This is a genomic window from Actinophytocola oryzae, assembly GCF_004364325.1.
Classification (GTDB): domain Bacteria; phylum Actinomycetota; class Actinomycetes; order Mycobacteriales; family Pseudonocardiaceae; genus Actinophytocola; species Actinophytocola oryzae.
The window spans coordinates 36,261-58,030 of sequence record NZ_SOCP01000014.1 but is presented as its reverse complement, the minus strand read 5'-3'; the positions used below and the strand labels follow the sequence as shown (position 1 = coordinate 58,030).

The 21,770-nt window shown below is 72.3% G+C and carries 20 protein-coding genes and 1 pseudogene; 4 read left to right on the top strand and 17 right to left on the bottom strand.

What is annotated here, in order from left to right; all coding sequences use genetic code 11:
* Positions 1-624 precede the first annotated feature (624 nt).
* Positions 625-1,755, top strand: a pseudogene (locus CLV71_RS31940) (cysteine--tRNA ligase).
* 4 nt (positions 1,756-1,759) lie between these two features.
* Here CLV71_RS31940 and CLV71_RS48785 read toward each other — a convergent pair.
* The gene (locus CLV71_RS48785; RefSeq protein WP_208297843.1) at positions 1,760-1,969 is read right to left on the bottom strand and encodes a hypothetical protein; all 210 of its coding nucleotides are present in this window, start codon (positions 1,967-1,969) and stop codon (positions 1,760-1,762) included.
* 480 nt (positions 1,970-2,449) lie between these two features.
* Positions 2,450-3,106, bottom strand: a complete 657-nt coding sequence (locus CLV71_RS31930; protein ID WP_133906612.1) for an SRPBCC family protein — start codon at positions 3,104-3,106, stop codon at positions 2,450-2,452.
* 269 nt (positions 3,107-3,375) lie between these two features.
* Between CLV71_RS31930 and CLV71_RS31925 the strand changes: the two genes are divergently transcribed.
* Both CLV71_RS31925 and CLV71_RS31920 read left to right on the top strand, forming a co-directional pair.
* On the top strand, positions 3,376-4,149 hold the full coding sequence (locus CLV71_RS31925; RefSeq protein ID WP_243866836.1) for a sigma 54 modulation/S30EA ribosomal C-terminal domain-containing protein: 774 nt from the start codon (positions 3,376-3,378) through the stop codon (positions 4,147-4,149).
* Positions 4,150-4,195: 46 nt separating this feature from the next.
* Complete coding sequence (locus CLV71_RS31920) at positions 4,196-5,473, top strand: cytochrome P450 (RefSeq protein ID WP_133906610.1); 1,278 nt, start codon at positions 4,196-4,198, stop codon at positions 5,471-5,473.
* Between the two features lie 75 nt (positions 5,474-5,548).
* Here CLV71_RS31920 and CLV71_RS31915 read toward each other — a convergent pair whose 3' ends face one another.
* From CLV71_RS31915 to hypF, 15 genes are all read right to left on the bottom strand, one after another.
* The gene (locus CLV71_RS31915; RefSeq protein ID WP_481734584.1) at positions 5,549-5,935 is read right to left on the bottom strand and encodes an ABC transporter permease; all 387 of its coding nucleotides are present in this window, start codon (positions 5,933-5,935) and stop codon (positions 5,549-5,551) included.
* A 240-nt stretch (positions 5,936-6,175) separates the two neighbouring features.
* Positions 6,176-7,150: a DUF3048 domain-containing protein gene (locus CLV71_RS31910; protein WP_133906608.1), complete on the bottom strand. Its 975-nt coding sequence runs from the start codon at positions 7,148-7,150 to the stop codon at positions 6,176-6,178.
* Positions 7,151-7,225: 75 nt separating this feature from the next.
* Complete coding sequence (locus tag CLV71_RS31905; RefSeq protein WP_133906607.1) at positions 7,226-7,519, bottom strand: 2TM domain-containing protein; 294 nt, start codon at positions 7,517-7,519, stop codon at positions 7,226-7,228.
* Positions 7,520-7,670: 151 nt separating this feature from the next.
* Positions 7,671-8,195 (bottom strand): flavodoxin family protein, encoded by a 525-nt coding sequence (locus CLV71_RS31900; protein ID WP_133906606.1) that lies wholly within the window; start codon positions 8,193-8,195, stop codon positions 7,671-7,673.
* Positions 8,192-9,988, bottom strand: a complete 1,797-nt coding sequence (locus tag CLV71_RS31895) for an AMP-dependent synthetase/ligase (RefSeq protein ID WP_133906605.1) — start codon at positions 9,986-9,988, stop codon at positions 8,192-8,194. Before CLV71_RS31895 ends, CLV71_RS31900 begins: the two co-directional genes overlap by 4 nt.
* An 89-nt stretch (positions 9,989-10,077) precedes the next feature.
* Positions 10,078-11,442: a wax ester/triacylglycerol synthase domain-containing protein gene (locus CLV71_RS31890; RefSeq protein WP_133906604.1), complete on the bottom strand. Its 1,365-nt coding sequence runs from the start codon at positions 11,440-11,442 to the stop codon at positions 10,078-10,080.
* 21 nt (positions 11,443-11,463) lie between these two features.
* Positions 11,464-11,991: a hydrogenase maturation protease gene (locus CLV71_RS31885; RefSeq protein ID WP_133906603.1), complete on the bottom strand. Its 528-nt coding sequence runs from the start codon at positions 11,989-11,991 to the stop codon at positions 11,464-11,466.
* Positions 11,988-13,286: a Ni/Fe hydrogenase subunit alpha gene (locus CLV71_RS31880; RefSeq protein WP_133906602.1), complete on the bottom strand. Its 1,299-nt coding sequence runs from the start codon at positions 13,284-13,286 to the stop codon at positions 11,988-11,990. The genes CLV71_RS31885 and CLV71_RS31880 overlap by 4 nt, the downstream gene beginning before the upstream one ends.
* A complete protein-coding gene (locus tag CLV71_RS31875; protein WP_133906601.1) occupies positions 13,267-14,040 on the bottom strand; it encodes an NADH-quinone oxidoreductase subunit B family protein in 774 nt (257 codons plus the stop codon). The genes CLV71_RS31880 and CLV71_RS31875 overlap by 20 nt, the downstream gene beginning before the upstream one ends.
* Positions 14,041-14,895 carry an FAD/NAD(P)-binding protein gene (locus tag CLV71_RS31870; protein ID WP_133906600.1) on the bottom strand — a complete coding sequence of 285 codons (855 nt, stop codon included), beginning with the start codon at positions 14,893-14,895 and terminating at the stop codon, positions 14,041-14,043.
* Positions 14,888-16,012: a 4Fe-4S dicluster domain-containing protein gene (locus CLV71_RS31865; protein ID WP_133906599.1), complete on the bottom strand. Its 1,125-nt coding sequence runs from the start codon at positions 16,010-16,012 to the stop codon at positions 14,888-14,890. The genes CLV71_RS31870 and CLV71_RS31865 overlap by 8 nt, the downstream gene beginning before the upstream one ends.
* 12 nt (positions 16,013-16,024) lie before the next feature.
* On the bottom strand, positions 16,025-17,071 hold the full coding sequence (hypE, locus tag CLV71_RS31860) for a hydrogenase expression/formation protein HypE (RefSeq protein WP_133906598.1): 1,047 nt from the start codon (positions 17,069-17,071) through the stop codon (positions 16,025-16,027).
* Positions 17,068-18,171 (bottom strand): hydrogenase formation protein HypD, encoded by a 1,104-nt coding sequence (gene hypD / locus CLV71_RS31855; RefSeq protein ID WP_133906597.1) that lies wholly within the window; start codon positions 18,169-18,171, stop codon positions 17,068-17,070. The genes hypE and hypD overlap by 4 nt, the downstream gene beginning before the upstream one ends.
* Positions 18,168-18,419: a HypC/HybG/HupF family hydrogenase formation chaperone gene (locus CLV71_RS31850; RefSeq protein ID WP_133906747.1), complete on the bottom strand. Its 252-nt coding sequence runs from the start codon at positions 18,417-18,419 to the stop codon at positions 18,168-18,170. Before CLV71_RS31850 ends, hypD begins: the two co-directional genes overlap by 4 nt.
* 5 nt (positions 18,420-18,424) lie before the next feature.
* Complete coding sequence (hypF, locus tag CLV71_RS31845; RefSeq protein ID WP_133906596.1) at positions 18,425-20,740, bottom strand: carbamoyltransferase HypF; 2,316 nt, start codon at positions 20,738-20,740, stop codon at positions 18,425-18,427.
* Between the two features lie 132 nt (positions 20,741-20,872).
* On the opposite strand from hypF, the gene CLV71_RS31840 reads away from it, so the two are divergent.
* Positions 20,873-21,769 (top strand): class I fructose-bisphosphate aldolase, encoded by an 897-nt coding sequence (locus CLV71_RS31840; protein ID WP_133906595.1) that lies wholly within the window; start codon positions 20,873-20,875, stop codon positions 21,767-21,769.
* Position 21,770 lies beyond the last annotated feature (1 nt).

The window sequence follows — 21,770 nt, the reverse complement described above, 5'->3', positions numbered from 1 at the left end:
CGACTTGCGCGAAACCACAGGGATTACCGCCACACCGGGGCTGCTGGGGACGATGATGTCGAGCACGTGGTGGGACCGGCGGTGCGGGGTCTCGGAACTGGTGTGGACGGCCAAGCCCAACCGGTTCGTCGCGGCCGAGGTGGCTGGCGTGGCTGCCGATCGTGCGCTGGACCGGGCCGCGGTGAGGGCCTCGACGCGGTGTGGCTGGCCGAACTTGGCTGGCAGGTCACCGGAGTGGGGCTTGTCCCAGGTGTCGTTGGACAGGGCGCGTCGGCTGGCGGAGTGGGCGGGCGCTGGTCGTCGCGCACGATCTTGCCAATCCGGGCGACGGCGGGGGTGGCCGCAGGACGCCGGCGTGTCGTACCCGCCCGAGGAGGCCGTGGCGGAACTGAACGGGATGCGGATCGGCAGCGCGGAGCGGGGGCGCCGTCCGGTCGGGAACGGCGCCTCGGTCGACACACTCTTCTCGCTCGCGTCCGCCACGATGCGCGTGCTGCCGGGGCACGTGGACACGGCCGATGTTCCCGCGTCACCGGGACTTTGCTCCCTTGCCGCGTCGGCCCGCAGGACGTTCGATAACCCGGTGGGCAGGTATCGAAGAGTTGTCGAGCGAGGAGGCGGACGATGCCACGGCCCGTGACGACGGAGAGCGCCTGGATCGAGCTGGCCGGCTCGCGACTGGCGTTGCTGGACCGGGCGCGGATCTACGTCTGCGGCATCACGCCCTACGACGTGACGCACCTCGGGCACGCGGCGACGTTCGTGTGGGTGGACACCCTGGCCCGGGTGTTGCGTCGGTGCATGGCGGTCGAGCCCGTGGTGTGCCGCAACGTCACCGACGTCGACGACGTGCTGGACGGTGCGGCGATGCGAGCCGGCACGCGCGCGGACGACTTCGCCGCGTTCCAGGAGTTCCAGTTCGAGGGCGACATGACAGCACTGCACGTGCGCCGCCCCGACTTCGAGCCGTGGGCGCACCGCTACGTCGACGCGGTGGTCCGGCTCGCCGCGGCGTTGCTCGCCGCGGGGGCCGCCTACGAGCGGTCCGGCACGGTGTACTTCCGCGGCGCAGGCGTGCCGGAGCGGGCCGGGCTGGACCGCACGACCGCGCTGGCGCTGGCGACGGAGTTCGGCGGCCACCCGGACGACCCGGACAAGGACGATCCGCTCGACGTCCCGTTGTGGCAGGCGACCGAACACGACCACCAGATGTGGCCGTCGCCGTGGGGGCCGGGCCGGCCGGGGTGACACGCCGAGTGCGTCGCGATGTCGCTGTCGGTGCTCGGGGTCGGGACGGACGTGCACGCGGGCGGCGCGGACCTGGCCTTCCCGCACCACGCCTACCACGCGGCGATCGCCGAGGCGTTCACCGGTGTCGCCCCGCACACCCGCGCGTGGTTCCACGTCGGCACGGTCACCGTCGGCGGCGCGAAGATGGCCAAGTCCACCGGCAACCTGGTGCTGCTTGCCGACCTGCTCACCGAGCATCCCTGGGCGGCGGTGCGGATGATGATCCTGCACCGGCCATGGCACCGGAGCTGGGACTACCACCCGGACCTGCTGGACACCGCCGCCGCCCGGGTCCGGGACCTGCACGAGGCCGCCGCGCGCCCGGGCCTGGGCGACCCGGACGCGCTCGCGGAGATCCGGCACCTGCTGGCCGACGACCTCGACGTGCCGGCCGCACTCGCGACCGCGGTCAAGGCAGGTGGGGACGCCGCCCGGCTACTCATCTCCGTCCTGGGTCTTGCCTGAGCATTCACCCGCGCCACTCGCGGACCGTCGGTCGGCCGAGCAGCGGACTCGTGGTGTCACCGGTTCGGCGCCGCGTGCTCGAGCGCGTCGAGGGCGGCAGACGGGCGGGCTCGTCGGCGACCGGTTCGAGTGCCTGCTCGTCGGTGATCGTGACCGTGGCAGCCGGGTCGATCGCCTCGACGAGGGTCTGCGCGCCCTCGCTACGCACGACCACGTCGCACCGCGGCGGCAGGTCGACCCGCCGGTCGACACCGAGAGCGCGATGGGCCAGTCATGGGTCGCAGGCGCCGAGGATGAGGTAGTCGTCGATCCGCTCGCCGATCTTCTCGCACAGGGCGGCCCGGACGTCGGTCTCGGTGAGTACGCCGAGCCCTGTCCATTCGTTCACTGGACCGTGTCCGCGAACGGTGTGTCCAGCCGTGTAGCGGGCCGGCCGAGGGCGAACGACTCGTCGTCGGCGTGGGCCACCACGACGAGGGCCTGCCGGATGAGTGGGAGAGTCATCGTCGATCTCCTCCTTGTCGGTGCAGTACGGAGTGGACAGCCCTGATGTGGGCCTCACGCGGCTCGAGTGCCGAGCGTCCAACGGTTCACCGGTCCCACCTCTGGTGGGCTCCGGACCCTGTGTGGATGGGACAACGACTCGTCGACCACCCCCGGGGGTATGCCCGGCGGCGGTCGCGCGGTGGGCGCGTCACGGACGACCGATCGTCGAGGTTCGTTCCGCGCGGTCCCGGATGCCGCGCAACATCTTCCGGCTCATCAGGAAACTGATCACCGCGACGGGTTCGACGAGCAGGGCCGCCCACCCGCGGGTGTAGGCATACCTTTCCCGCACGAGGAGTCTCGTGGTGCCGTCCGGGCGCTCGGCGACGACGAACGCCCAGGTGAAGTCGTATGGTGGCGGCACGTCGTCCATCGGCACGCCACCGCGCAGGACCAGTGCCCGGCCGGGACTCACCGCGGCGACGGTCAACGCGACCTCGGGATGCAGCCGCACCTCGTCGCCGACGGCGATGTGCTGCCACTCGGACACGACCCGGTCCGCGTTGTGGATCCGGCAGCCGACGAGGTTCTCGAGCACGTCGTAGGAGTAGAACCCGCCACGGGACTGACCGAGTTGGACGATCCACGGCCACACCTCCTTCGGCGTGGCGGCGACGGTGACGGCTCGCGTGGCGACCAGGTCGGCGCCTGCGAGAAGCTCGTCGCCCGGCAGGTCACCGCTCACCTCGTCATCGGTGGCACCCCACCGCAGTTGCCTGTCCCTGGCGAACGCCAGATATCCGGCGAGCACACCGGCGACGGCGATCGCCGCTCGCCCCGCCCTGTTCCGGTCCACGATGGTCATGACTCCACCGTCGGCGCTCCGCGGACTCCACGACGAGAGGCGAAGGTCCCGGGGGTGTGGGGCCACCTGGTCGCACCGCCGACCGCACCCGTGGTCTGCCCGGGGCAGGACCCTGCGCGCCGTTGTCGCCCGCTCGGGTATGCCCTGCCACCTCTGCCGCCGCGGCGGGCTGTTGGTCTCTGGTCCGCGGGGACCTTGTGCCCTGTCCGGGACTTTTCGCCTCCGCGAGGGTGATCTGTGCGGGAAGGCGGGAGATGAGGGAGGTCGGGTTGAGCCGGCAGCGAGCGTCGGGTCGGGTCGTGGTGGAGACGGTTGGCGACGTGCTGGACGGCGCGCGGGAGTATGCGCGTAGGCAGGTCGCCGGGTTCTGCGCGGGTCTGTCCGGGCGGCTGGCGGCGGCGCGGGTCAAGTTGACGGTGTTCGCGCGGCCGAGCGTGCGTTGGCCGGCTCTGGCGCAGGCCAATGTCGAGGTGGACGGGCAGTTGGTGCGGACGCAGGTCGCGGCGGCGTTCTTCCACGAGGCGAGCCGCCTGCTGCGGGAACGGTTGGGGCAGCAGGTGACACGGCTGTCCCAACCCGCTGTGCCCCGTCCGTGGCCGGTGGACGTGGTCCGCCCGGAGCCGGTCCCCCGGCCAGTCGGGGAGCGCGAGGTCGTGCGGTACAAGGCGTATCCGCTCGCCCGGTGCACCCCCGACCGGGCCGCATTGACGATGGACGTGCTGGACTACGACTTCCACCTGTTCGTCGACGCCGACACCGGGCAGGACAGCGTCATCTGCCGGGTCGGCCCGACCGGCTACCGGCTCGCCCGGCTCGTCGGCATGGCGCCGCCGGCCGGGCGGACGTCGGTTCCGCTGACCATCAACGTGTACCCGGTGCCCGAGCTGACGGCGGCGCAGGCGGTTGAGCGGCTCAACGATACCGAGCTGCCTTACCGGTTCTTCCGTGACGCGGGTACCGGTCGCGGTTGCGTGCTCTACCGGCGTTACGACGGCCACTACGGTCTGATCTCACCCGAAGAGTCCACTGTGGAGCCATTGTGACGGCGGCCGAGCCGGAAACGGTCGCCTCGCGGCCGGAGCGGTTCCGATGAGTCCGGGTGGCGTGCTGGGGCATGTCCGGGGCTGGGTGGGGAGGGTCTACCTGAAGCGCCTGAGGCGGCGCGGCTTCACCCGGCTGGGCCATCTCCCTGTCCCGGAGGCCGCGAGGTTTCCCCTGCGGCGCGACGGATTGGACCCGGTGCCGGAACTTGGCCGCGTCCGCGCCGAACAGCCGGTCAGCCGGCTCCCGCTGCCGTTCGGCATGACGGTGTGGCTGGTCACCGGTTATCCGGAGGCGAAGGCCGTCCTCGCCGACGACACCTCGTTCAGCAACGACTTCGCCAACCTCGGTGCGGTCGGGCTCACCCCCGAGCAGGACCCGGGTGGCCTCGGTTTCCGCGACCCGCCGGAACACAGCCGGCTGCGCCGTATGCTGATGCCCGAGTTCACCATCCACCGCCTCAGGCAGCTGGCGCCACGCATCGACTCCATCGTGGCCGATCGACTCGACCGGATGTCGAGCGCCCCCCAACCGGTGGACCTGGTGCGGGAGTTCGCGCTGCCGATCCCGTCACTGCTGATCTGCGAGCTGCTCGACGTGCCCTACGCCGACCGGGCGGACTTCCAGCGTCTCGCCATGGCGCGGTTCGACGTCGCGGGCGGCACCGGCGCCTCCATCGGCGCGGTCTCGGAGTCGCTGCGCTACCTGCGCGGCCTGGCCCGCCGCCAGCGCGCCGCGCCGACCGACGGCATGCTCGGCCGGCTGGTCCGCAGGCACGGCGACGAACTCGACGACGACGAACTGACCGGCCTCGCCGACGGCCTGCTGACCGGCGGGTTCGAGACGACCGCGAGCATGCTGGCGCTCGGCGCGCTGGCCATGCTGCGCGACCCCGTCCTCTTCGGACAGGTGGCCGGCGGCGAGGACGAGGTCCACCGGGCCGTCGAGGAACTGCTGCGACACCTCTCGGTCGTGCAGATCACCTTCCCCCGCTTCGCCCGTACGGACGTCACGATCGGCGCGACCGTCGTCGCCAAGGGCGACGTCGTCCTCTGCTCGCTGAGCGGAGCGAACCGCGACCCGGTGCTCGGCGAGGACATGGAGCACCTCGTGCCGGGACGCGCACCCACCCAGCACCTGGCGTTCAGCCACGGCGTGCACCGTTGCCTCGGCGCGGAGCTCGCCCGGATGGAGCTGCGGATCGCCCTCCCCGCCCTCGCGCACCGCTTCCCCCGCCTTCGGCTGGCCGTCCCGCCCGAGGAGCTGTCGTTACGGGAGCTCTCGCTCGTCCACGGCGTCGACGCCCTGCCAGTGTACCTGGGCTGACCGGTGTGCAACGGCCCAGCCGGACGGACCCCTCCCAGCAGAAGAGTCGCCGCCGTCCGCCGACCGCGGGTGTGGTCAGCGGGTCTGGCGGCGCAGGGTGGCCGCGCCGAGGACCAGGGCGAGAGCCGCGGCGCCGGTGATCACGAGGAGGTCGCGGGTGAGGGCGCCGGTGAACTCGGCGGAGGTGGTCACGTCGTTGGTCGCGTCGACGGCATAGGACAGCGGGAGCACGTCCGAGAGCAGTTCCAGCGGCCGGGCCATCTCGTCGCGGGCGACGAACAGCCCGGACAGGAGGATCTGCGGCATGACGATGGCCGGCATGAACTGGACGACCTGGAACTCGGTGCGGGCGAAGGCGCTGACGAACAGGCCGAGCGCCGTGCCGAGCAGGGCATCGAGCACCGCGATCACCAGCAGCAGCCACAGGGAGCCGGTGATGGACAGGCCCAGCCACAGGGTCACCGCGACGACCACCGCCACCTGGACGGCGCCGCCACCGCGTCGGACGACGACATGCCGAGCAGTGCGAGTGCCATGACAGACAGCGAGATGAGAACTGATCTCAGTCGGGGCATGTTGTTCTCCTTCCCCAGATTTACCTCTCGGTCGAACGCTATGCACAGCGTTTTCCTTGGTGGCAGGGCACAAGGTCCCTGCGTTCGCGGGCAAGGTCACCGTTCGGGCGCGTTGTCGCCGATGCCGTCACGCCGTGAGCAGCACCCACGTCTGCCCAGGTGCCAGTGGGAGTTCCAGGCGGTCGGCCAGGCGGAAGGTCGTCGGTGACCGTGGGGTCGGCCGTGACCAGGTGCCGGTGAACTGCCGGCCGTCCCGCAGCACGACCGCGTCGCCCGCGCCGACGGTGTGCGCGACCGGGCTCCGGTCCGAGGTGACCTGGACCCGTTGCCACACCACGGTTGCCGCACCGACTCGGCCGGTGTCGGTGGAGCACAGCGGAGTTCCGTTAAGCGACACCGACCACAGGCCGACGGCCGCGGACCAGGTGAAGGCGAACGTCGCAGCCGGGTACCCGACGCGGTAGGTCGCGGTCGGCGTGCCGGTGTCCGGTGCCGGGCCGAACAGCAGCGGCGAGACCGCGGGGCCCCTGGCGCCGCCGGGCAGGCGGGCGGGCCGCACGTAGAGGTTGTGCGGAGCTCGCCGCCCGCGATCGCGGTAGAACGCGGAGGCCGCCCGTGCCGGTGACGCGTCGACCACGTCCGCCGCGTGCAGGGCCGGCAGCAGCTCCGGTGCGGCACCGGAGTAGGCCAGCGCCGGTCTGCCGTACTGGGCGAGCAGCTCGACGTCGGTGAGCCGGGCGCTGCGCACCGGCCCGACCACCGCGGGGGGCGTGCCGGTGTAGACGGCGACGAGCCGGGTCAGTCCCGCCTCGACCGGCTCGACGTACACGACGTCGGCCGCGCCGAGCCCTGTCGCGGGTCGCGCGGCAGGCACGTTGTCGATCTTCACGACGAGTGCGGGTGCCGTGAACGGCGCCGGCTCGGTGGAAGCTGGTGCGCGGTCCCGGGACGTGGCCGGGGGAGCGGGTGGTGCGCCCGGGTTCCCTGAGTCACCGTTCCTCTCGACCGCGACAAGGACACCGGCCACGACCGTCACCACGAACAGCGTCGTGACGATCTCCCACACCAGCCACTTCCGCGGCTGCCTCCTGGTCGTCCCCATCAGATCGCCTCCTCGTACGGAGCCGTCCACTCCACTGTGGACAGTCTGCCGACCCTGTGACGGGCGACGTGGTGACTACGTCTGCTCGTGCCGGTCGGCGGGATGGTCGAGACGCCGTGCCTCACGGTCCACCTCGGCATCGGTGATCGGCTTGGCGAGGAAGGCGCTCCAGGCGTGCATCACCAGGCCGGAGCCCCAGAGAAGAAGCGAGAAGACCGGCCAGAAGAAGTTGTCCGTCCCGGTCGCCGCCCAGATCACGACCAGTCCCGCGTTGAGAACGAGGAACATGATCAGATGCGGGACGAAGCCGCGACGCTCCTCCAGCCGCTTGCGCGCGGTCGCACGCACGTCGTCGGATGCGTCGGTCATGCCTCAACACCTCCTTGACTCGACTGCACTGTGAGCCTCGACCCCCGGCCTGCGCCGCCACAGGGACCTCGGTAACCGGCCGACGGGACCGAGGTCCCTGATCGCGGAAGCGCCACGGCTGCCCAGGACCGCGGGCGCCGTCGCCGGCCTGTCACCCGGAGCGCTGCGTGTGGGCGTGGCGGGTGAGCTGTTCACCCCAGACTCGAGCGCGCGCGAGCTCACCGTCCAGCAGCGGCCCCGGCGTGCCGGAGACGTGGAAGTTCTCCGCCTGCGACACGGTCCGGAACCCCGCGCGCCGCAGCCGGTTCCGGGCGGCGCGAGCCGCCGAGCCGGGCAGCCGCGGCCGGCTGACCTTCGTGTCGAAAGCGGCCACCGCCGGGCGGGCGGTGCCCGCGGCCAGCCCCTCGACGAACTCACGCAGGCCGGTGCCGGCGGCGGCCTCCCGGTCGGCGCCCTGCCTGCCGGCGTCGGCGCGGGTGGACCGCCTGCTCATGCCGAACGCGTGGGTCGGGCCACCGACCACGAGGAGGTCCACCTCGGAGCCCAGGACGGCCGGCGCCGAGCGTGCCTCCGCGACTTCCACGGTCAGCTCCGTGCGCAACCCGTCGGCGACCGCCTCGGCGATCTTCTTGGTGTTGCCGAACATGGACTCGAACACCACGAGGGTGTGTGTCATGGTTGACCTCCGGATGTGCGGTACAGCGAGTCGATCTGGTCGGCGTACTTCGCGAGGACCTGGGCGCGGCGGATCTTCTGGGTCGGTGTGAGCTCCTCGCTCACGACGAAGGCGTTCGGCACGACGTGGAACCGTTTGATGGCCTCTGCGTGGGAGACGGCCGCGTTCGCGGCGTCGACGGCGGCCTGGAGGTCGGCGATCAGGTGCGGTGTGCGGCACAGATCCGCGAGGGAGAGGTCGATGGGGACGCGGTGCCGGCTTCGCCAGTCGGCGAGGGCGTCCGGGTCGAGGGTGACGAGTGCGGCTAGGTAGGGCCGTTGGTCGCCGACGACGACACACTGGTCGATGAGCCGGTGGCCCGTGAGCCGGTTCTCGAGGAGCTCCGGTGCGACGTTCTTGCCGGACGCGGTGACGATGATGTCCTTCTTGCGGCCGGTGATGGTCAGGTAGCCGTCCGGGTCGAGGCGGCCGAGGTCGCCGGTGCGCAGCCAACCGTCCTCGGTGAGCACCGCCCTGGTCTCGTCGGGGTTCTGCCAGTAGCCACGGAAGACCATGGGTGCCCTGACGAGGATCTCGCCGTCGTCCGCGACGCGCACCGTGCCGCCCGGCAGTGGGCGGCCGACGGTCCCGATCCGCTGCGCGGACGGGGCGTTCAGGGTGATGCCGGCACTGGTCTCGGTCAACCCGTAGCCCTCCAGCACGGTCACGCCGATGCCGCGGAGGAAGTGGCACAGGCGGGGCGACAGGGGAGCCGCGCCGCTGACCGCGTGGGTCACCCGCCCACCCAGTGCGGCGCGCAGCCGCACGTAGACGACGCGGTCGAGCACCCCGCGCAGACGACGCAGCCACCACGACGGACGGCCGTGGTCCATGGCGCGGCTGTAGGCGACGGCGACCGCCTGGGCCAGCTGAAACAGGCGAGCGTGCCCGTCGGCGACGGCGGTCCGCCGCGCGGCGGCGGCGAACTTCTCGAACACCCTCGGCACGCCGAGCAGGACGGTCGGCCGGAAGGAACGCAGGTGCGCCGGCAGGTTCGCCAGGTCACCGGTGTGCGCGGTGAGTGCGCCGTTGCGGATCGCGGCGAGCTGCACGACGCGGGCGAAGACGTGCGCGAGGGGGAGGAAGAGCAGGACCGAGGAATCCTCGGTCAACACCGAGTCGCTGACGCCCTCCGTCGTGGTGACCGCGCTGACCTCGGCGCAGAGGTTCGCGTGGGTCAGTACGCAACCCTTCGGCCGCCCTGTGGTGCCGGAGGTGTAGACGATGGTCGCCGGTGAGTCCGCGCGCACGGTCCGCCGCCGCTCCCGCAACACCGCGCTCGTGTCACCGGTGGCCGGGAGGGCGTCGAGACCCGTCATCGTCCACACCGGACGCACGTGTGGCTCGACCAGGCGCCGACAGCCCTCGTCCGCCACGAACGCGGCGGCGGCGCCGGAGTCGGCGAGGATCCAGGCGACCTGCTCTGCCGAGGAGGTCTCGTAGACCGGGACGCTGACCGCGCCGGCCGTCCAGATCGCGAAGTCGCACAGCACCCACTCGTACCTCGTGCCGGACATGATCGCGACCCGGTCGCCCGGCCGGATCCCCGCCGCGACCAGCTGCCCCGCAAGGACGTTCACCTGTCGGGCGAACTCCGCCCAGGTGACGGTGGTCCAGCCGGTGGCGTCCTGGCGCGCGAACGCCGCACGTTCCGGTGTGCGGGCCGCTCTGGCGGTCAGGTCGTCGGTGACACTGGTCTCCTCACCGACCTCGTAACGGGGTGCGGTGGTCGCCTCCTTGGGCAGGTCGGTCATGTGTTCAGCCTGTGTGACCGCCGAGTCCTTGTCATGGGCCCAAAGTCTGGCCGGTGCGGGACCTTCGACCGCGACAGCGGCTCACGGGATCACTGTCGCCGTGGGCAGGTGGCCAGGACCTCCTCGACACCCGTGCGGAGGCAGTCGACGAAGACCTCGGTGTCCGGGACTGCCGCGGTGTCGAGGTTGGTGGCTATGTGGCACGTGCCGTCGTAGGACAGCAGCGTGAGGTTCGCCGCGCAGCCCATGGTCGGTCCGAAGGCCGCGTGGGCGGTGACCTTCGCACCCGCGAGGTAGAGCGTGACGGGTGCTCCGGTCACGTCGCTCGCGAGGAAGTCGACCCGTTTCAGCATCCCGCCGACGAAGGCGGTGGGCAGCAGGTCGAGGCCCGCGGCGATCGCGTCGGTGAAGGGCAGTGACCGGGCGTGCCGGACGTCGCGGGCACGGGCGCTGATCAGCCGCATCCGCCGTTCCGGGTCTGGCTCCGACACCGGTACGAGAAAGCGCATCAGCGTGATCCGGTTGCTGGCGAGCGGGTCGGCGGCCGTGCGGATGCTGATCGGCATGGTCACCCGCAGCTCGTCGACCGGTGCGTCGTGCTTGTGGTGGTAGTGGCGCATGCCGCCGGTCACGGCGGCCAGGAAACCGTCGTTGACCGTCACACCAGCGGCCGTGGTGGCTCGCTTGAGGTCGAGGAGCGGGACAGACACGACATCGAGACGTCGACCGAGCCCTCGGCCACGCATCACGGGCGACCGGATGTCGGTCACCGGCGCCACGGTCCTGGCGACGGACCCCGCGGTGTCCACAGCCGAGCGCAGGCTCCCGACGGGGTCCCGCAGCAGTCCGAGCGCGGCCGGGCCGGCGGCGCGGACCGCCTGCCCGGCCAGACCGAGCAGTTGCCCCGCCGTGTGCGCGAGTCCGGCGGCCACCAGACCACCGCCGGTCCTCGTCGGCTTGTCCGGGTGCGGCGTGAAGTCTGGCAGTGGGTCCGTGTCGAACAGCGTCGGCGCGAGCCGGACCGCCCCGATCCCGTCGGCCAGTGCGTGGTGCAGCTTCATGAGCATCGCCGCCCGCCCGTCCGGGAGGTCCTCGACGAGGGTGAACACCCACAGTGGGCGGGCCCGGTCGAAGTCCGTCATGGCCTCGATGGCGGCGAGCCGCAGCACGGCGTCGTCCGTCCTCCCGGTCGTACGCCGCAGGTGCCAGGACAGGTCGAAGTGGTCGTCGGTCACCCAGCGCGGCACGGTGAGGGGCACCAGCAGCTCCGCCACCCGCTGGCGCAGGCGTGGCACCAGCCGGGTCGCGCCTTCCACCCGGTCGACCAGACGTGCCCAGTCCGGCGCCCGGTCCAGCCAGGCGACGGTCACGATGGTGGCGCGCATGGCGGGATCGGACTCCTGGTACCACGTGAACGCGTCGCTCGCCCGCATGAAGTCATCCTGTGTCGACATCGTTTGCTCCCATCACGGCATTCATTGGCACGGCGGCGAAGGAGGGCCAGACGGCGAGCCAGACGACGATGTCGCGACGTCGCCGCCCGAGGTCGTGCGGTCGCCAGGTGTGAGTTCGGCCAGCACCGCCGCGACGATGTCCGGGATCGCCGAGGCGACCGGAGGGGAGAGGCCGGTTCCGTAGCCGGTGTCGGTGACCTCGACGGTGTAGAGGACGAGGTGGACGGGCAGGCGGTCGAGTGCCCTGGCGAGTTCGACGGCTTCCGGGATGCCGAGGCCGTGTGAGCTGTTCTCCTTGGTGCCGCGGGGAATCTCGTCAACGGCCAGGCGGTGGACTCGGCCGGGTGTGGAACCGGTGCACACCACGGCATCGACGACGACCGCGGTGTGCCTGCCCGTCCAGGCGTCCAGGACACGGGCCGGCTCGCCGTCGGTGGTGACGACCTCGACGCCGGGCGGCACGTGGCGCCTGAGCCGCTCCGCGACAGCCGGTCCGATGCCGTCGTCGCGGCGGTACTCGTTGCCGACGCCGATGACGACGGCGGTCATGTCCGGCTCACCGTGAGGTCGAGGAAGTGCGCCGAGCAGGAGATACACGGGTCGTAGTTGCGGATGGCGCGCTCGCACAGGTGGGCCAGTGCGTGGTCGTCGAGGTTGAGCGCGGCCTGCACCACGTGGTGGAGGTCCTCCTCGATGGCCGGCTGGTTCTGCGCTGTGGGCGCGACGATCGTGGCGTCGGCGATGGTGCCGTCCTCGGTGAGGCGGTAGCGGTGGTAGAGCAGCCCGCGGGGTGCCTCGGTCACCCCGTGCCCGACGCCGGCGCGGGGTGGCACGTCGACGCACGCCGCCGAGGGCGGGTCGTACGCGGCGATGATGCGCAGGGCCTCGTCGATCGCGTGGACCGTCTCCACGGCGCGTACGAGGATGCCGCGGAACGGGTTGCGGCACCGGGGACCGAGTCCGATCTCGCCGGCCACCTCGCGTGCGACCGGGGAGAGCCACCGGTGGTTGAGCGTGTAGCGGGCGAGTGGGCCGACCAGGAAGGTCCGGTCGTCCAGTGTCGCGTGCAGCGCGGTGGAATGCGGGACCTGGTGCTCCTCGACGTGTGCCAGGTACTCGGCCGGCGAGAAGGCGAGGCCGCCGCTGGAGACCAGTGTGCCGGTGTCGATCGGGTAGCGGCCGGGGTCGTGCAGGGACAGGAACTCGTGGTCGACGGTCATGTCCGGGAACTCGAACGTGGTCGCCCAGCGTGCCGTGGCGACCGCGTCGTCGAGTGCGCGGCGCAGCGGCTCGGTGAGCGTGGCCAGCTCCCGAGGGGTCGGCAGGCGGTAGAAGCCACCCAGCCGGACGTTGACCGGGTGGATCGAGCGGCCGCCGACCAGGTCCATGACGGCGTTGCCGGCCTTCTTGAGCGCGAGGCCGCGTTCGACGGTGGCGCGGTCGCGCCGCGCGAGGGCGATGGCGTCGGGGAGGCCGAGGAAGTCCGGCGCGTGCAGCAGGTACATGTGCAGCGCGTGGCTCTCGATCCACTCACCGCAGTACAACAGCCTGCGCAGCTCCGCGAGCTGACCGCCGACCCGGACACCGCACGCGTCCTCGATCGCCCGGCACGCGCTCATCTGGTACGCCACCGGGCAGATCCCGCAGATGCGGGCGGTGATGTCGGGCGGCTCGGTGTGGCCGCGACCGCGCAGGAACGCCTCGAAGAACCGCGGCGGCTCGTAGATGCGGAGCTGCACTCCCGTCACCTGTCCGTCGTGGACGCTCACGTGCAGGCCGCCCTCACCCTCGACCCTGGTGAGGGCCTTGACGCCGAGGCGGCGGCTACCGCTCCTGTGTGTCATCGGAACCTCCCTGGCCGGCGAACGCCGGCGCGGTGAACGTGCGGAACACGCGCTCGACGTCCACATCGGACATGCCGCAGGCCCGCAGTCGGTGGGTGAGCGCGGCGGTGTTGGGGTCGCGGACCGGGCCGAAGCAGCCGTAACAGCCGCGCCGGTAGGCCGGGCACAGTGCGCCGCAGCCCGCGTGGGTGACCGGGCCAAGGCACGGCACGCCCTCGCTGACCATCACGCACGTGATCCCGCGCCGCTTGCACTCGGTGCACACGCTCTCGTCGGGCAGGTCGGGCTCGCGGCCGACGAGGAACGCCGACAGCACCTCCAGCAGCTGGTGGCGGTCGATGGGGCAGCCGCGCAGCTCGTAGTCGACGGGCACGTGGGCGGACACCGGTGTCGACGTGGCCAGCGTGGCGATGTGTTCCGGTCGGGCGTAGACCAGCGACCGGAACTCCGCGACGTCGCCGAAGTCGCGCAGCGCCTGGATACCGCCCGCCGTGGCGCACGCGCCGAGCACGACCAGGATCCTTGACTGGTCCCGGATCCGTACGATCCGCTCGGCCTCCTCCGGCGTGGTGACCGAGCCCTCGACGAGCGACACGTCGTAGGGGCCGGGTTCGACGACGCTGGACGCCTCGACGAAGTGCCGGATCCGCACCTGGCCGGCCAGCGGCAGCAGCTCGTCCTCGCAGTTGAGGAGGGTGAGCTGGCAGCCGTCGCAGGAAGTGAGCTTCCAGACCGCGAGAGTGGGGGTGTCCATCTACAGCTCCTTCACCCGGAGCAGGTCCGCGACCTGCCCATAGCGGACGACCGGGCCGTCCCGGCACACGAGCAGTGGCCCCAGCTGGCAGTGCCCGCACAGGCCAACCCCGCATCTCATGTTGCGTTCCAGCGAGAGCCGGACGCGACTGGCCGGGACGCCGCGCGCGCACAGCAGTTCGGCGGAGAACCGCATCATCACCTCGGGGCCGCACAGGAACGCGACGGTCCGGGCCGGGTCCAGCTCGGCGTTCGCGAGCGGCTCGGTGACCAGTCCCACCCGGCCGTGCCACCCCGGCGTCGAGTGGTCCACAGTGGACAACACGGTGAGGTCGGCCCGCTCTGCCCAGGCACGGATCTGGTCGCGGTAGAGGAACTCGGCCGGTGTCCGCGCGCCGAGCACGAGCGTGATCCGCCCGTAGCGCGCCCGGCAGGCGAGCGCGCCGAGCAGGACCGGGCGCAGGGGCGCGAGCCCGATCCCGCCCGCGACCAGCAGCAGGTCGAAGCCCGCGGCGGTGGGCAGGTCCCAGTCGGTGCCGAACGGACCGCGCAGTCCGAGGACCGTGCCGGGGGTCGCGTCGTGGATCGCGCCGCTGACGGCGCCGACCGCGCGCACGGTCTGGACCAGCACGTGCTCGAGACGCGGGTCGCCGCTGACGGACACGGCGATCTCGCCGACACCCGGCACGTAGACCATCGTGAACTGGCCGGGCCGGAACCGGGGCAGCGACTCCTCGACCGGGGCGAGGGTGAGCGTGGCGCTGTCCCGGGTCTCGACGGTGCGGTCGACGACCGCGTACCCGACCGGCACCATGGGGTTGCGCGCGGCGGGCGAGCGGGCGAGCGTCTCAGTCATGGCCGCCGGCCTCCTCGGGGAGCAGTTCGGCCAGCTTCGCCGCCTCGGCGGTGATGTCGATGCCTGCCGGGCACCAGGTGACGCACCGGCCGCACCCGACACAGCCGGACATGCCGAACTGGTCGTGCCAGGTGGAGAGCTTGTGACTGATCCACTGGCGGTAGCGACCCGCGGTGCCGCTGCGGACGGCTCCGCCGTGGAGGTAGGAGAAGTCGGGGTTGAAGCAGGAGTCCCAGCGGCTCATGCGCTCCGCGTGGTCGCCGGTGAGGTCGGTGACGTCCTCGGTCGTGGTGCAGAAGCACGTGGGGCAGACCATGGTGCAGTTGGCGCAGGACAGGCAGCGGCTCGCGACGTCGTCCCAGTGCGGGGACTCGCGGCTGTCGGCGAGCAGCCGCCGCAGGTCGACGTCCGGCATGGCCCGGCCCATCCGCCCGGCCGCGTCGGCGAGGTCGGCGTCGGCCGCGTCGACCTCGGCGGTGCTCGCCGACCGGTTCGGCACGCGGTCGAGAACCCGCCTGCCCGCCTCGGTTCCCACCTCGACCACATACCGGTGACCGGTCGCGTCGAGCCGTTCGGTCAGCGCGAGGTCGTAGCCAGCCCCGGCACGTGGACCGCCGCCCATGGACACGCAGAAGCACGTGCCCCCGGGCTCGGTGCAGTTGACCGCTATGACGAACACGCCGTCGCGGCGCGCGGTGTAGCCCGGGTCGGGGTGTGCGCCGAGGGCCAGCACGCCGTCGAGCACCTTCATCGCGGCGAGGTCGCACGGCCGCACTCCCAGGAACGCGTAGCGCGGCGCCGGTCCCACCTCGGCGCGGAACACCATGCCGGACTCGTCCCACGTGCCGATCGGCTCGCGTGCGGGGTGCAGGAACGACTTCCACGACAGCGGTCCGGCCGAGTGGGCGAAGGCCGCGCCGTCCGTCCTCTCGACGAGGCGGTAGCGGCCCGGGCCGGTCTCGACTCCCCAGCCCACGGGCAGTTCGTCTGCCCCGCCCAGCTCGGCGAGGACGACCGCGCCGCCGCGGACCGTCGGTCCGACGACCGTGTACCCCTCGTCACGCAGCACGCGCAGCACCACGTCGAGGTCTTCGTGTTCGACGGCCTTCTCTTCCATGGCCGGCCTCCCTCAGCAGATACGGGGTAGTTGCTCACCGACGAGCATGTCCAGGACACGGGTGGACCCGACGAGCGTGCGTACGGTGACGCGACCGGCCGGTCCGTCGCCCACCCGGCCGACAGCGCACGCCGCGGCGCCTTCCGGGCGGCGGCGCATGGCGGCGAGCACGCGGTCCGCCGACTCCGGGGCCACCATCGCGATCAGGCAGCCCTCGTTGGCCACGTGGAGCGGGTCCACGCCGAGGATCTCGCACGCGGCCGCGACCTGGCGCGCCACCGGCAGCGCCGTCTCGTCCAGCTCGACCGACACGCCGGACGCCTCGGCCAGCTCGTTGAGCGCGCTCGCCACCCCGCCACGCGTGGGGTCGCGCAGGGCGTGCACGGCCGCGCCCGCGGTGTGCAGCATCGTGCACACGAGCCGGTGCAGCGGCCGGCTGTCCGAGCGAATCCCGGAGTCGAAGCCGAGGTCCTCCCGAGCGGACAGGACCGCCATGCCGTGGGCGGCGATGGGGCCGGACACGAGGACCACGTCACCCGGCCGGCAGCGGGTGGCCGACGGGTCGACCCCGGGAGCGCGGACGCCGATGCCCGTCGTCGTCACGTAGACGCCGTCGACGCCGCCGCGCTCGACCACCTTGGTGTCGCCGGTGACGACCGGTACACCCGCCGCGCCCGCCGCCGCCGCGACCGAGGTGGTGATGCGGCGCAGTTCGGCCACCGGCAGGCCTTCCTCGAGCAGGTACGCCAGCGACAGCGCGACCGGGTCGGCTCCCCGCATCGCTATGTCGTTGATCGTGCCGTTGACCGCGAGGGATCCGATGTCCCCGCCGGGGAAGAACCTCGGTGTGACGACGAAACCGTCGGTGCTGAACACGATCTGCGTCGAGCCGACGGAGACGACTGCGGCGTCCTCCAGCACGCCGCTGCCGCCCAGCGCCGGGGTGATCACGTCCCGGAGCAGCTCAGCCATGAGCTGGCCGCCGGAGCCGTGCCCGAGCAGGACGCGTTCGGTCTCGTTGTGCGGCACGGGACAGGTGAGTGCGTCGAGGGTGCTCATCGTTCCTCCACTGTGGACTTCCGGCCGGCCTGGTAGAACGCGGCGCACGTGCCTTCCGTGGACACCATGGGTGCGCCGAGCGGCGTGCGCGGAGTGCAGCGGGTGCCGTAGGCGGGACACGAGGTCGGCAGCCGTACGCCGCGCAGCACGGCGCCCGCGACGCAGTCGGGGTCCTCGCGGGTGTCCAGGTCGCCGACTGCGAAGCGGGTCTCGGCGTCGAAGGCCGCGAACCGCTCGGTCAGGGCGAGGCCACTGGTGGGGATGGTGCCGATACCGCGCCAGTCGCGGTCGGTGAGCCGGAACACCCGCCGCATCGCCGACTGTGCCGCGGTGTTCCCGGTGCGGCTGACGGCACGCACGTACTGGTTCTCGACCTCGGCCCGTCCCTCCTCCAGTTGGCGGGTCGCCATGAGGATGCCCTCGAGCAGGTCGAGCGGTTCGAACCCCGTGACCACGACCGGCACGTGGTAGCGCTCGGCGATCGGCTCGTACTCGGTGAAGCCCATGACCGCGCACACGTGCCCGGCGGCGAGGAACGCCTGCACCCGGTTGTCCGGCGCGTCGAGGACGGCCGTGATCGCCGGCGGTACCAGCACGTGGCTGACCAGCACGGAGAAGTTGTCGAGCCCGAGCTCGTCGGCCCGCAGCACGGCCATCGCGTTGGCCGGCGCGGTGGTCTCGAACCCGACGGCGAAGAACACCACCTGCCGCCCGGGTTCGCGCTCCGCGACGCGCACGGCGTCGAGCGGTGTGTACACCACGCGCACGTCACCGCCCCGCGCCCTGACACCGAGCAGGTCGCCCGTCGTGCCGGGGACGCGGAGCATGTCGCCGTAGCTGGCGAGGACCACGTCCGGGCGCGCCGCGATCGCCACCGCCTTGTCGACGGTCGCGAGCGGGGTGACGCACACCGGGCAGCCGGGCCCGTGGATCATGCGGATGCCGGCGGGCAGCAGCTCGTCGATGCCCTGCCGGACGAGGGTGTGCGTCTGGCCGCCGCACACCTCCATGATCGCCCAGGGTCTCGTCGCGGTGGCCGTCAGCTCGGCGAGCAGCCCTCGGGCCAGCGCCGGATCGCGGTACTCGTCGAGGTACTTCATCGCTCCGGCCCCAGTTCCCCGGCCAGGGCGCCGGGTATGGCCCTCAGGACCGCGAAGGTGCGGGCGGCCTCCTCCTCGTCGACCCGGCTGATCGCGAAGCCGACGTGCACGATGACGTGGTCGCCGAGCCGCGCCTCCGGGGTGTAGGCGAGGCACACGGGCCGCCGCACGCCGTCGAAGTCGACCGTGCCCAGCCACGGATCGTCGGCGTCGATCGCCACGATCCGGCCCGGCACACCGAGGCACATGACGCTCACCCTTCCCGCAGTGTGGCGGCGGCGACGGCGGCCTGCCCGTAGCTCACTCCGCCGTCGTTCACCGGGACCAGCGCCCCGAGGTGCACCTCGAGGTCCTGACCGGCGAGCGCGGTTGTCAGCTCGCCGGCCAGGAGCTGGTTCTGGAACACGCCACCGCCGAGGCAGACCGTGCGCACGCCGGTCTGCCGTGCGCACTCGGTGACCATCGCCACCGAGACCTCGGTGACCGTGCGGTGGAAGCGCCGCGCCACGGTCTCGACAGGACCGTCCGCGGTGATGACGTCCACCAGCGTGGGTGCCGGGTCGTAGACCCAGAGACCGGCGCGCCTGCCCAGCCGCCACCGCAGTGGTGTGGACGGCCCGCCGCGGGCGGCCGCCGCCTCCAGCAGCACGGCGGCCTCGCCCTCGTAGGTGGCCTCGTCGCAGAGGCCGAGCAGCGCGGCCACCGCGTCGAACAGCCGGCCGGCACTGGACGCCCTCGGGCAGTTCACGTCAGCCTCGATCATGCGCCGCACCAGCGTGACCTGCCGGTCGCCGAGCCGCGCGAGCAGGCCGTGGTCCTCGGTGACGTGGTCCGGCAGGCGGTTCTCGGCACCGAACAGGTAGCCGAGCGCCATCCTCGCCGGCCCGCGCACCGCCGCTTCGCCGCCCGGCAGCGGCGCGGTGGCGAACCTGGCGAGCCTGCGGTAGCGCGTGTAGTCGCACAGCAGCAGCTCGCCGCCCCAGAGGGTGCCGTCGTCGCCGAGGCCGAACCCGTCGTAGGCGAGACCGAGGAACGGCCCGGCGACGCCGTGCTCGGCGGCGGTCGCGGCGACGTGGGCGTGGTGGTGCTGCACCCCGATCCTGTCCCGCGCGGACCACCACCTCCGCGCGTGCTGGGTGGACAGGTAGCCGGGGTGCAGGTCGTGGGCCACGACCTCGGGGGTGACCGCGTGCAGCCCCGACAGCGCGGCGATCGACTCCTCGAACGCGGCCAAGGTGCCCACATCGGACAGGTCGCCCAGGTGTGGACCGGTGACGGCCCGGCCACCGATCCCCAGGGTCACGGTGTTCTTCAGCTGTGCTCCCACCGCCAGCAGAGGCGCCGGCGCGCTCGCCGGCAGCGGCATCGGCGCGGGGGAGTGGCCACGCGCCCGCCGGAGGACGCGTGGGTGCTCGGCGACGACCCGCACCACGGAGTCGTCGTAGCGGGACCAGATGGGCCGTTCGTGGAAGAGGATGCCGTCCACGAACGGGCCGAGGACCGCGTCGGCGTGGTCGTCGGTGATCGCGATCGGCTCGTCGGTCCGGTTGCCGCTCGTGACCACCAGCGGCCTGTCGAGGTCGGTCAGCAGCAGGTGGTGCAGGGGGCTGTAGGGCAGGAACACGCCCAGCTCGGCCAGCCCTGGGGCGACCGCGCCGGCCACCGGGGCGCCCGGGTGCCGGGGCACCAGCACGATCGGCCGGGCAGTCGAGCGGAGGGCGGACTCGGCGTGCGGGCCGACGTCGCCGAGGGTGCGGGCCACCGCGAGGTCGCGCACCATGACGGCGAACGGCTTGCGCGGCCGGTGTTTCGCCGTGCGCAGGCGCTGCACCGTCTCGTGGGCGTCCGCCGCGCACACCAGCTGGTAGCCGCCGATTCCCTTGACCGCGACCAGCCCGCCCGCGGCGATCACCGCTTCCGCGGCCGCGAGCGCGTCCGCAACCCGGTCGGTGGACCAGCGCAGTCGTGGGCCGCAGTCGGGACAGGCCGTCGGCTCGGCGTGGAAGCGCCGGTTCGCGGGATCGCGGTACTCGGCCGCGCACGGTCCGCACATCGGGAACCCGCGCATGGCCGTCCTGGCCCGGTCGTAGGGCAGGTCGCCGACGATGGTGGCCCTCGGGCCGCAGCCGGTGCAGTTCAGGAACGGGTAGCGGAACCGGCGGTCCGCCGGGTCGAACAGCTCACGCAGGCAGGCGTCACAGGTGGCCAGATCCGGTGGCAGCTCGCGTGGCCCGGAGCGCTCGTCGGTGCTGGCTCGGATGGTGAACCGGCCGCGCGTCGCGTCGCTCCCGTCCGGTGAACCGGACTCCCGGGTGACGACGACCCGGTCGACGGCGGACTGCCCGGGTGCCTCGCCGGTGAGCCGCGTGAGGAACTCGTCGACGGCGACGGCGGGTCCCGCGGCCCGGACCACCACGTGCCCGCCCGCGTTGTGGACCTCGCCACGCAGCCCCAGACCGGTCGCGAGCCGGTAGACGAACGGCCGGAAGCCGACACCCTGGACGGTCCCGTGCACCTCGATCCGCACCGCTGCCTCGGCGGCGGCGCCTGGTTCGGCCCGTGTCCTCACAGTTGTCGAGCGTGGCGGCGGGTGATGAGGACGGACAGGGCACTTGGTCCCGGCGGCGACCGACGAACGGTACTGGGTGAGCGTTGTCGCCGGAGGGAGCGTGGTGTTGCTGCACAAGGAAAGGAGTGCGCGATGTCCACACGTCCACCGCTGGCACGGCTCGGGCTCGACACGGGCAAGAAGGCGAGGCTGCACCGCATCCTGCACCAGCACGGCCTGCGCAACGGTACGGCACTGTTCCTGCCGTACGACCAGGGTTTCGAACACGGTCCCCGGGACTTCTTCGCCAACCCGGGGGCGAGCGACCCGAAGTACGTGACGCGGCTGGCGCTGGAGGGCGGGTTCAACGGGATCGTCCTGCAGGTCGGCCTCGCGGAGAAGTTCTACTGGGACTTCGCCGGTGAGCTGCCGCTGGTGCTGAAGCTGAACGGCAAGACCGACATCCCGTCGGACCACGCGGCGCTTTCCCCGGTGCACGCCGACGTGGCGGACGCGGTGCGGCTCGGCGCGGACGCCGTCGGCTACACCCTCTACGTCGGCACCCCGGCGCAGGAGCAGGACTTCGCCCAGTACCGGCAGGTGCGGGTCGACGCCGAGCGGCTCGGCATGCCGCTGATCGTGTGGGCCTACCCGCGCGGCGCGGCCGTCGAGGCGAAGGGCGGCAAGAACTCCTTCTACGCGGTGGACTACGCGGCCCGGGTGGCGAGCGAGCTGGGCGCGGACATGGTGAAGGTGAACTTCCCGCACCCCGACAAGCAGGACGACGTCCCCGAGCAGTACCGCGCGCCGGTCACAGCGCAGGAGGCCGTCGACGCGGTCGTCCGCTCGGCCAACCGCACCATGGTGCTGATCTCCGGCGGCGCGAAGGCCGGTGACGACGCCATGGTCGAGAAGGCCCGGCAGTCGATGGAGGCCGGCGCGACCGGGCTCATCTTCGGCCGCAACGTGTGGCAGCGCGACCACGACGACTCGCTGCGGTTCGTCGAGCGGCTGCGCGAGGTGCTCACCAAGTACGACAGCGCACCATGAG

Coding starts and splice junctions, on each gene's coding strand:
- CLV71_RS31930 (WP_133906612.1), bottom strand. CDS start 3,106: ATGACCATCGTGGACCGGAACAGGGCGGGGCGAGCGGCGATCGCCGTC.
- CLV71_RS31920 (WP_133906610.1), top strand. CDS start 4,196: ATGAGTCCGGGTGGCGTGCTGGGGCATGTCCGGGGCTGGGTGGGGAGG.
- CLV71_RS31910 (WP_133906608.1), bottom strand. CDS start 7,150: ATGGGGACGACCAGGAGGCAGCCGCGGAAGTGGCTGGTGTGGGAGATC.
- CLV71_RS31905 (WP_133906607.1), bottom strand. CDS start 7,519: ATGACCGACGCATCCGACGACGTGCGTGCGACCGCGCGCAAGCGGCTG.
- CLV71_RS31900 (WP_133906606.1), bottom strand. CDS start 8,195: ATGACACACACCCTCGTGGTGTTCGAGTCCATGTTCGGCAACACCAAG.
- CLV71_RS31895 (WP_133906605.1), bottom strand. CDS start 9,988: ATGACCGACCTGCCCAAGGAGGCGACCACCGCACCCCGTTACGAGGTC.
- CLV71_RS31890 (WP_133906604.1), bottom strand. CDS start 11,442: ATGTCGACACAGGATGACTTCATGCGGGCGAGCGACGCGTTCACGTGG.
- CLV71_RS31885 (WP_133906603.1), bottom strand. CDS start 11,991: ATGACCGCCGTCGTCATCGGCGTCGGCAACGAGTACCGCCGCGACGAC.
- CLV71_RS31880 (WP_133906602.1), bottom strand. CDS start 13,286: ATGACACACAGGAGCGGTAGCCGCCGCCTCGGCGTCAAGGCCCTCACC.
- CLV71_RS31875 (WP_133906601.1), bottom strand. CDS start 14,040: ATGGACACCCCCACTCTCGCGGTCTGGAAGCTCACTTCCTGCGACGGC.
- CLV71_RS31870 (WP_133906600.1), bottom strand. CDS start 14,895: ATGACTGAGACGCTCGCCCGCTCGCCCGCCGCGCGCAACCCCATGGTG.
- CLV71_RS31865 (WP_133906599.1), bottom strand. CDS start 16,012: ATGGAAGAGAAGGCCGTCGAACACGAAGACCTCGACGTGGTGCTGCGC.
- hypE (WP_133906598.1), bottom strand. CDS start 17,071: ATGAGCACCCTCGACGCACTCACCTGTCCCGTGCCGCACAACGAGACC.
- hypD (WP_133906597.1), bottom strand. CDS start 18,171: ATGAAGTACCTCGACGAGTACCGCGATCCGGCGCTGGCCCGAGGGCTG.
- CLV71_RS31850 (WP_133906747.1), bottom strand. CDS start 18,419: ATGTGCCTCGGTGTGCCGGGCCGGATCGTGGCGATCGACGCCGACGAT.
- CLV71_RS31840 (WP_133906595.1), top strand. CDS start 20,873: ATGTCCACACGTCCACCGCTGGCACGGCTCGGGCTCGACACGGGCAAG.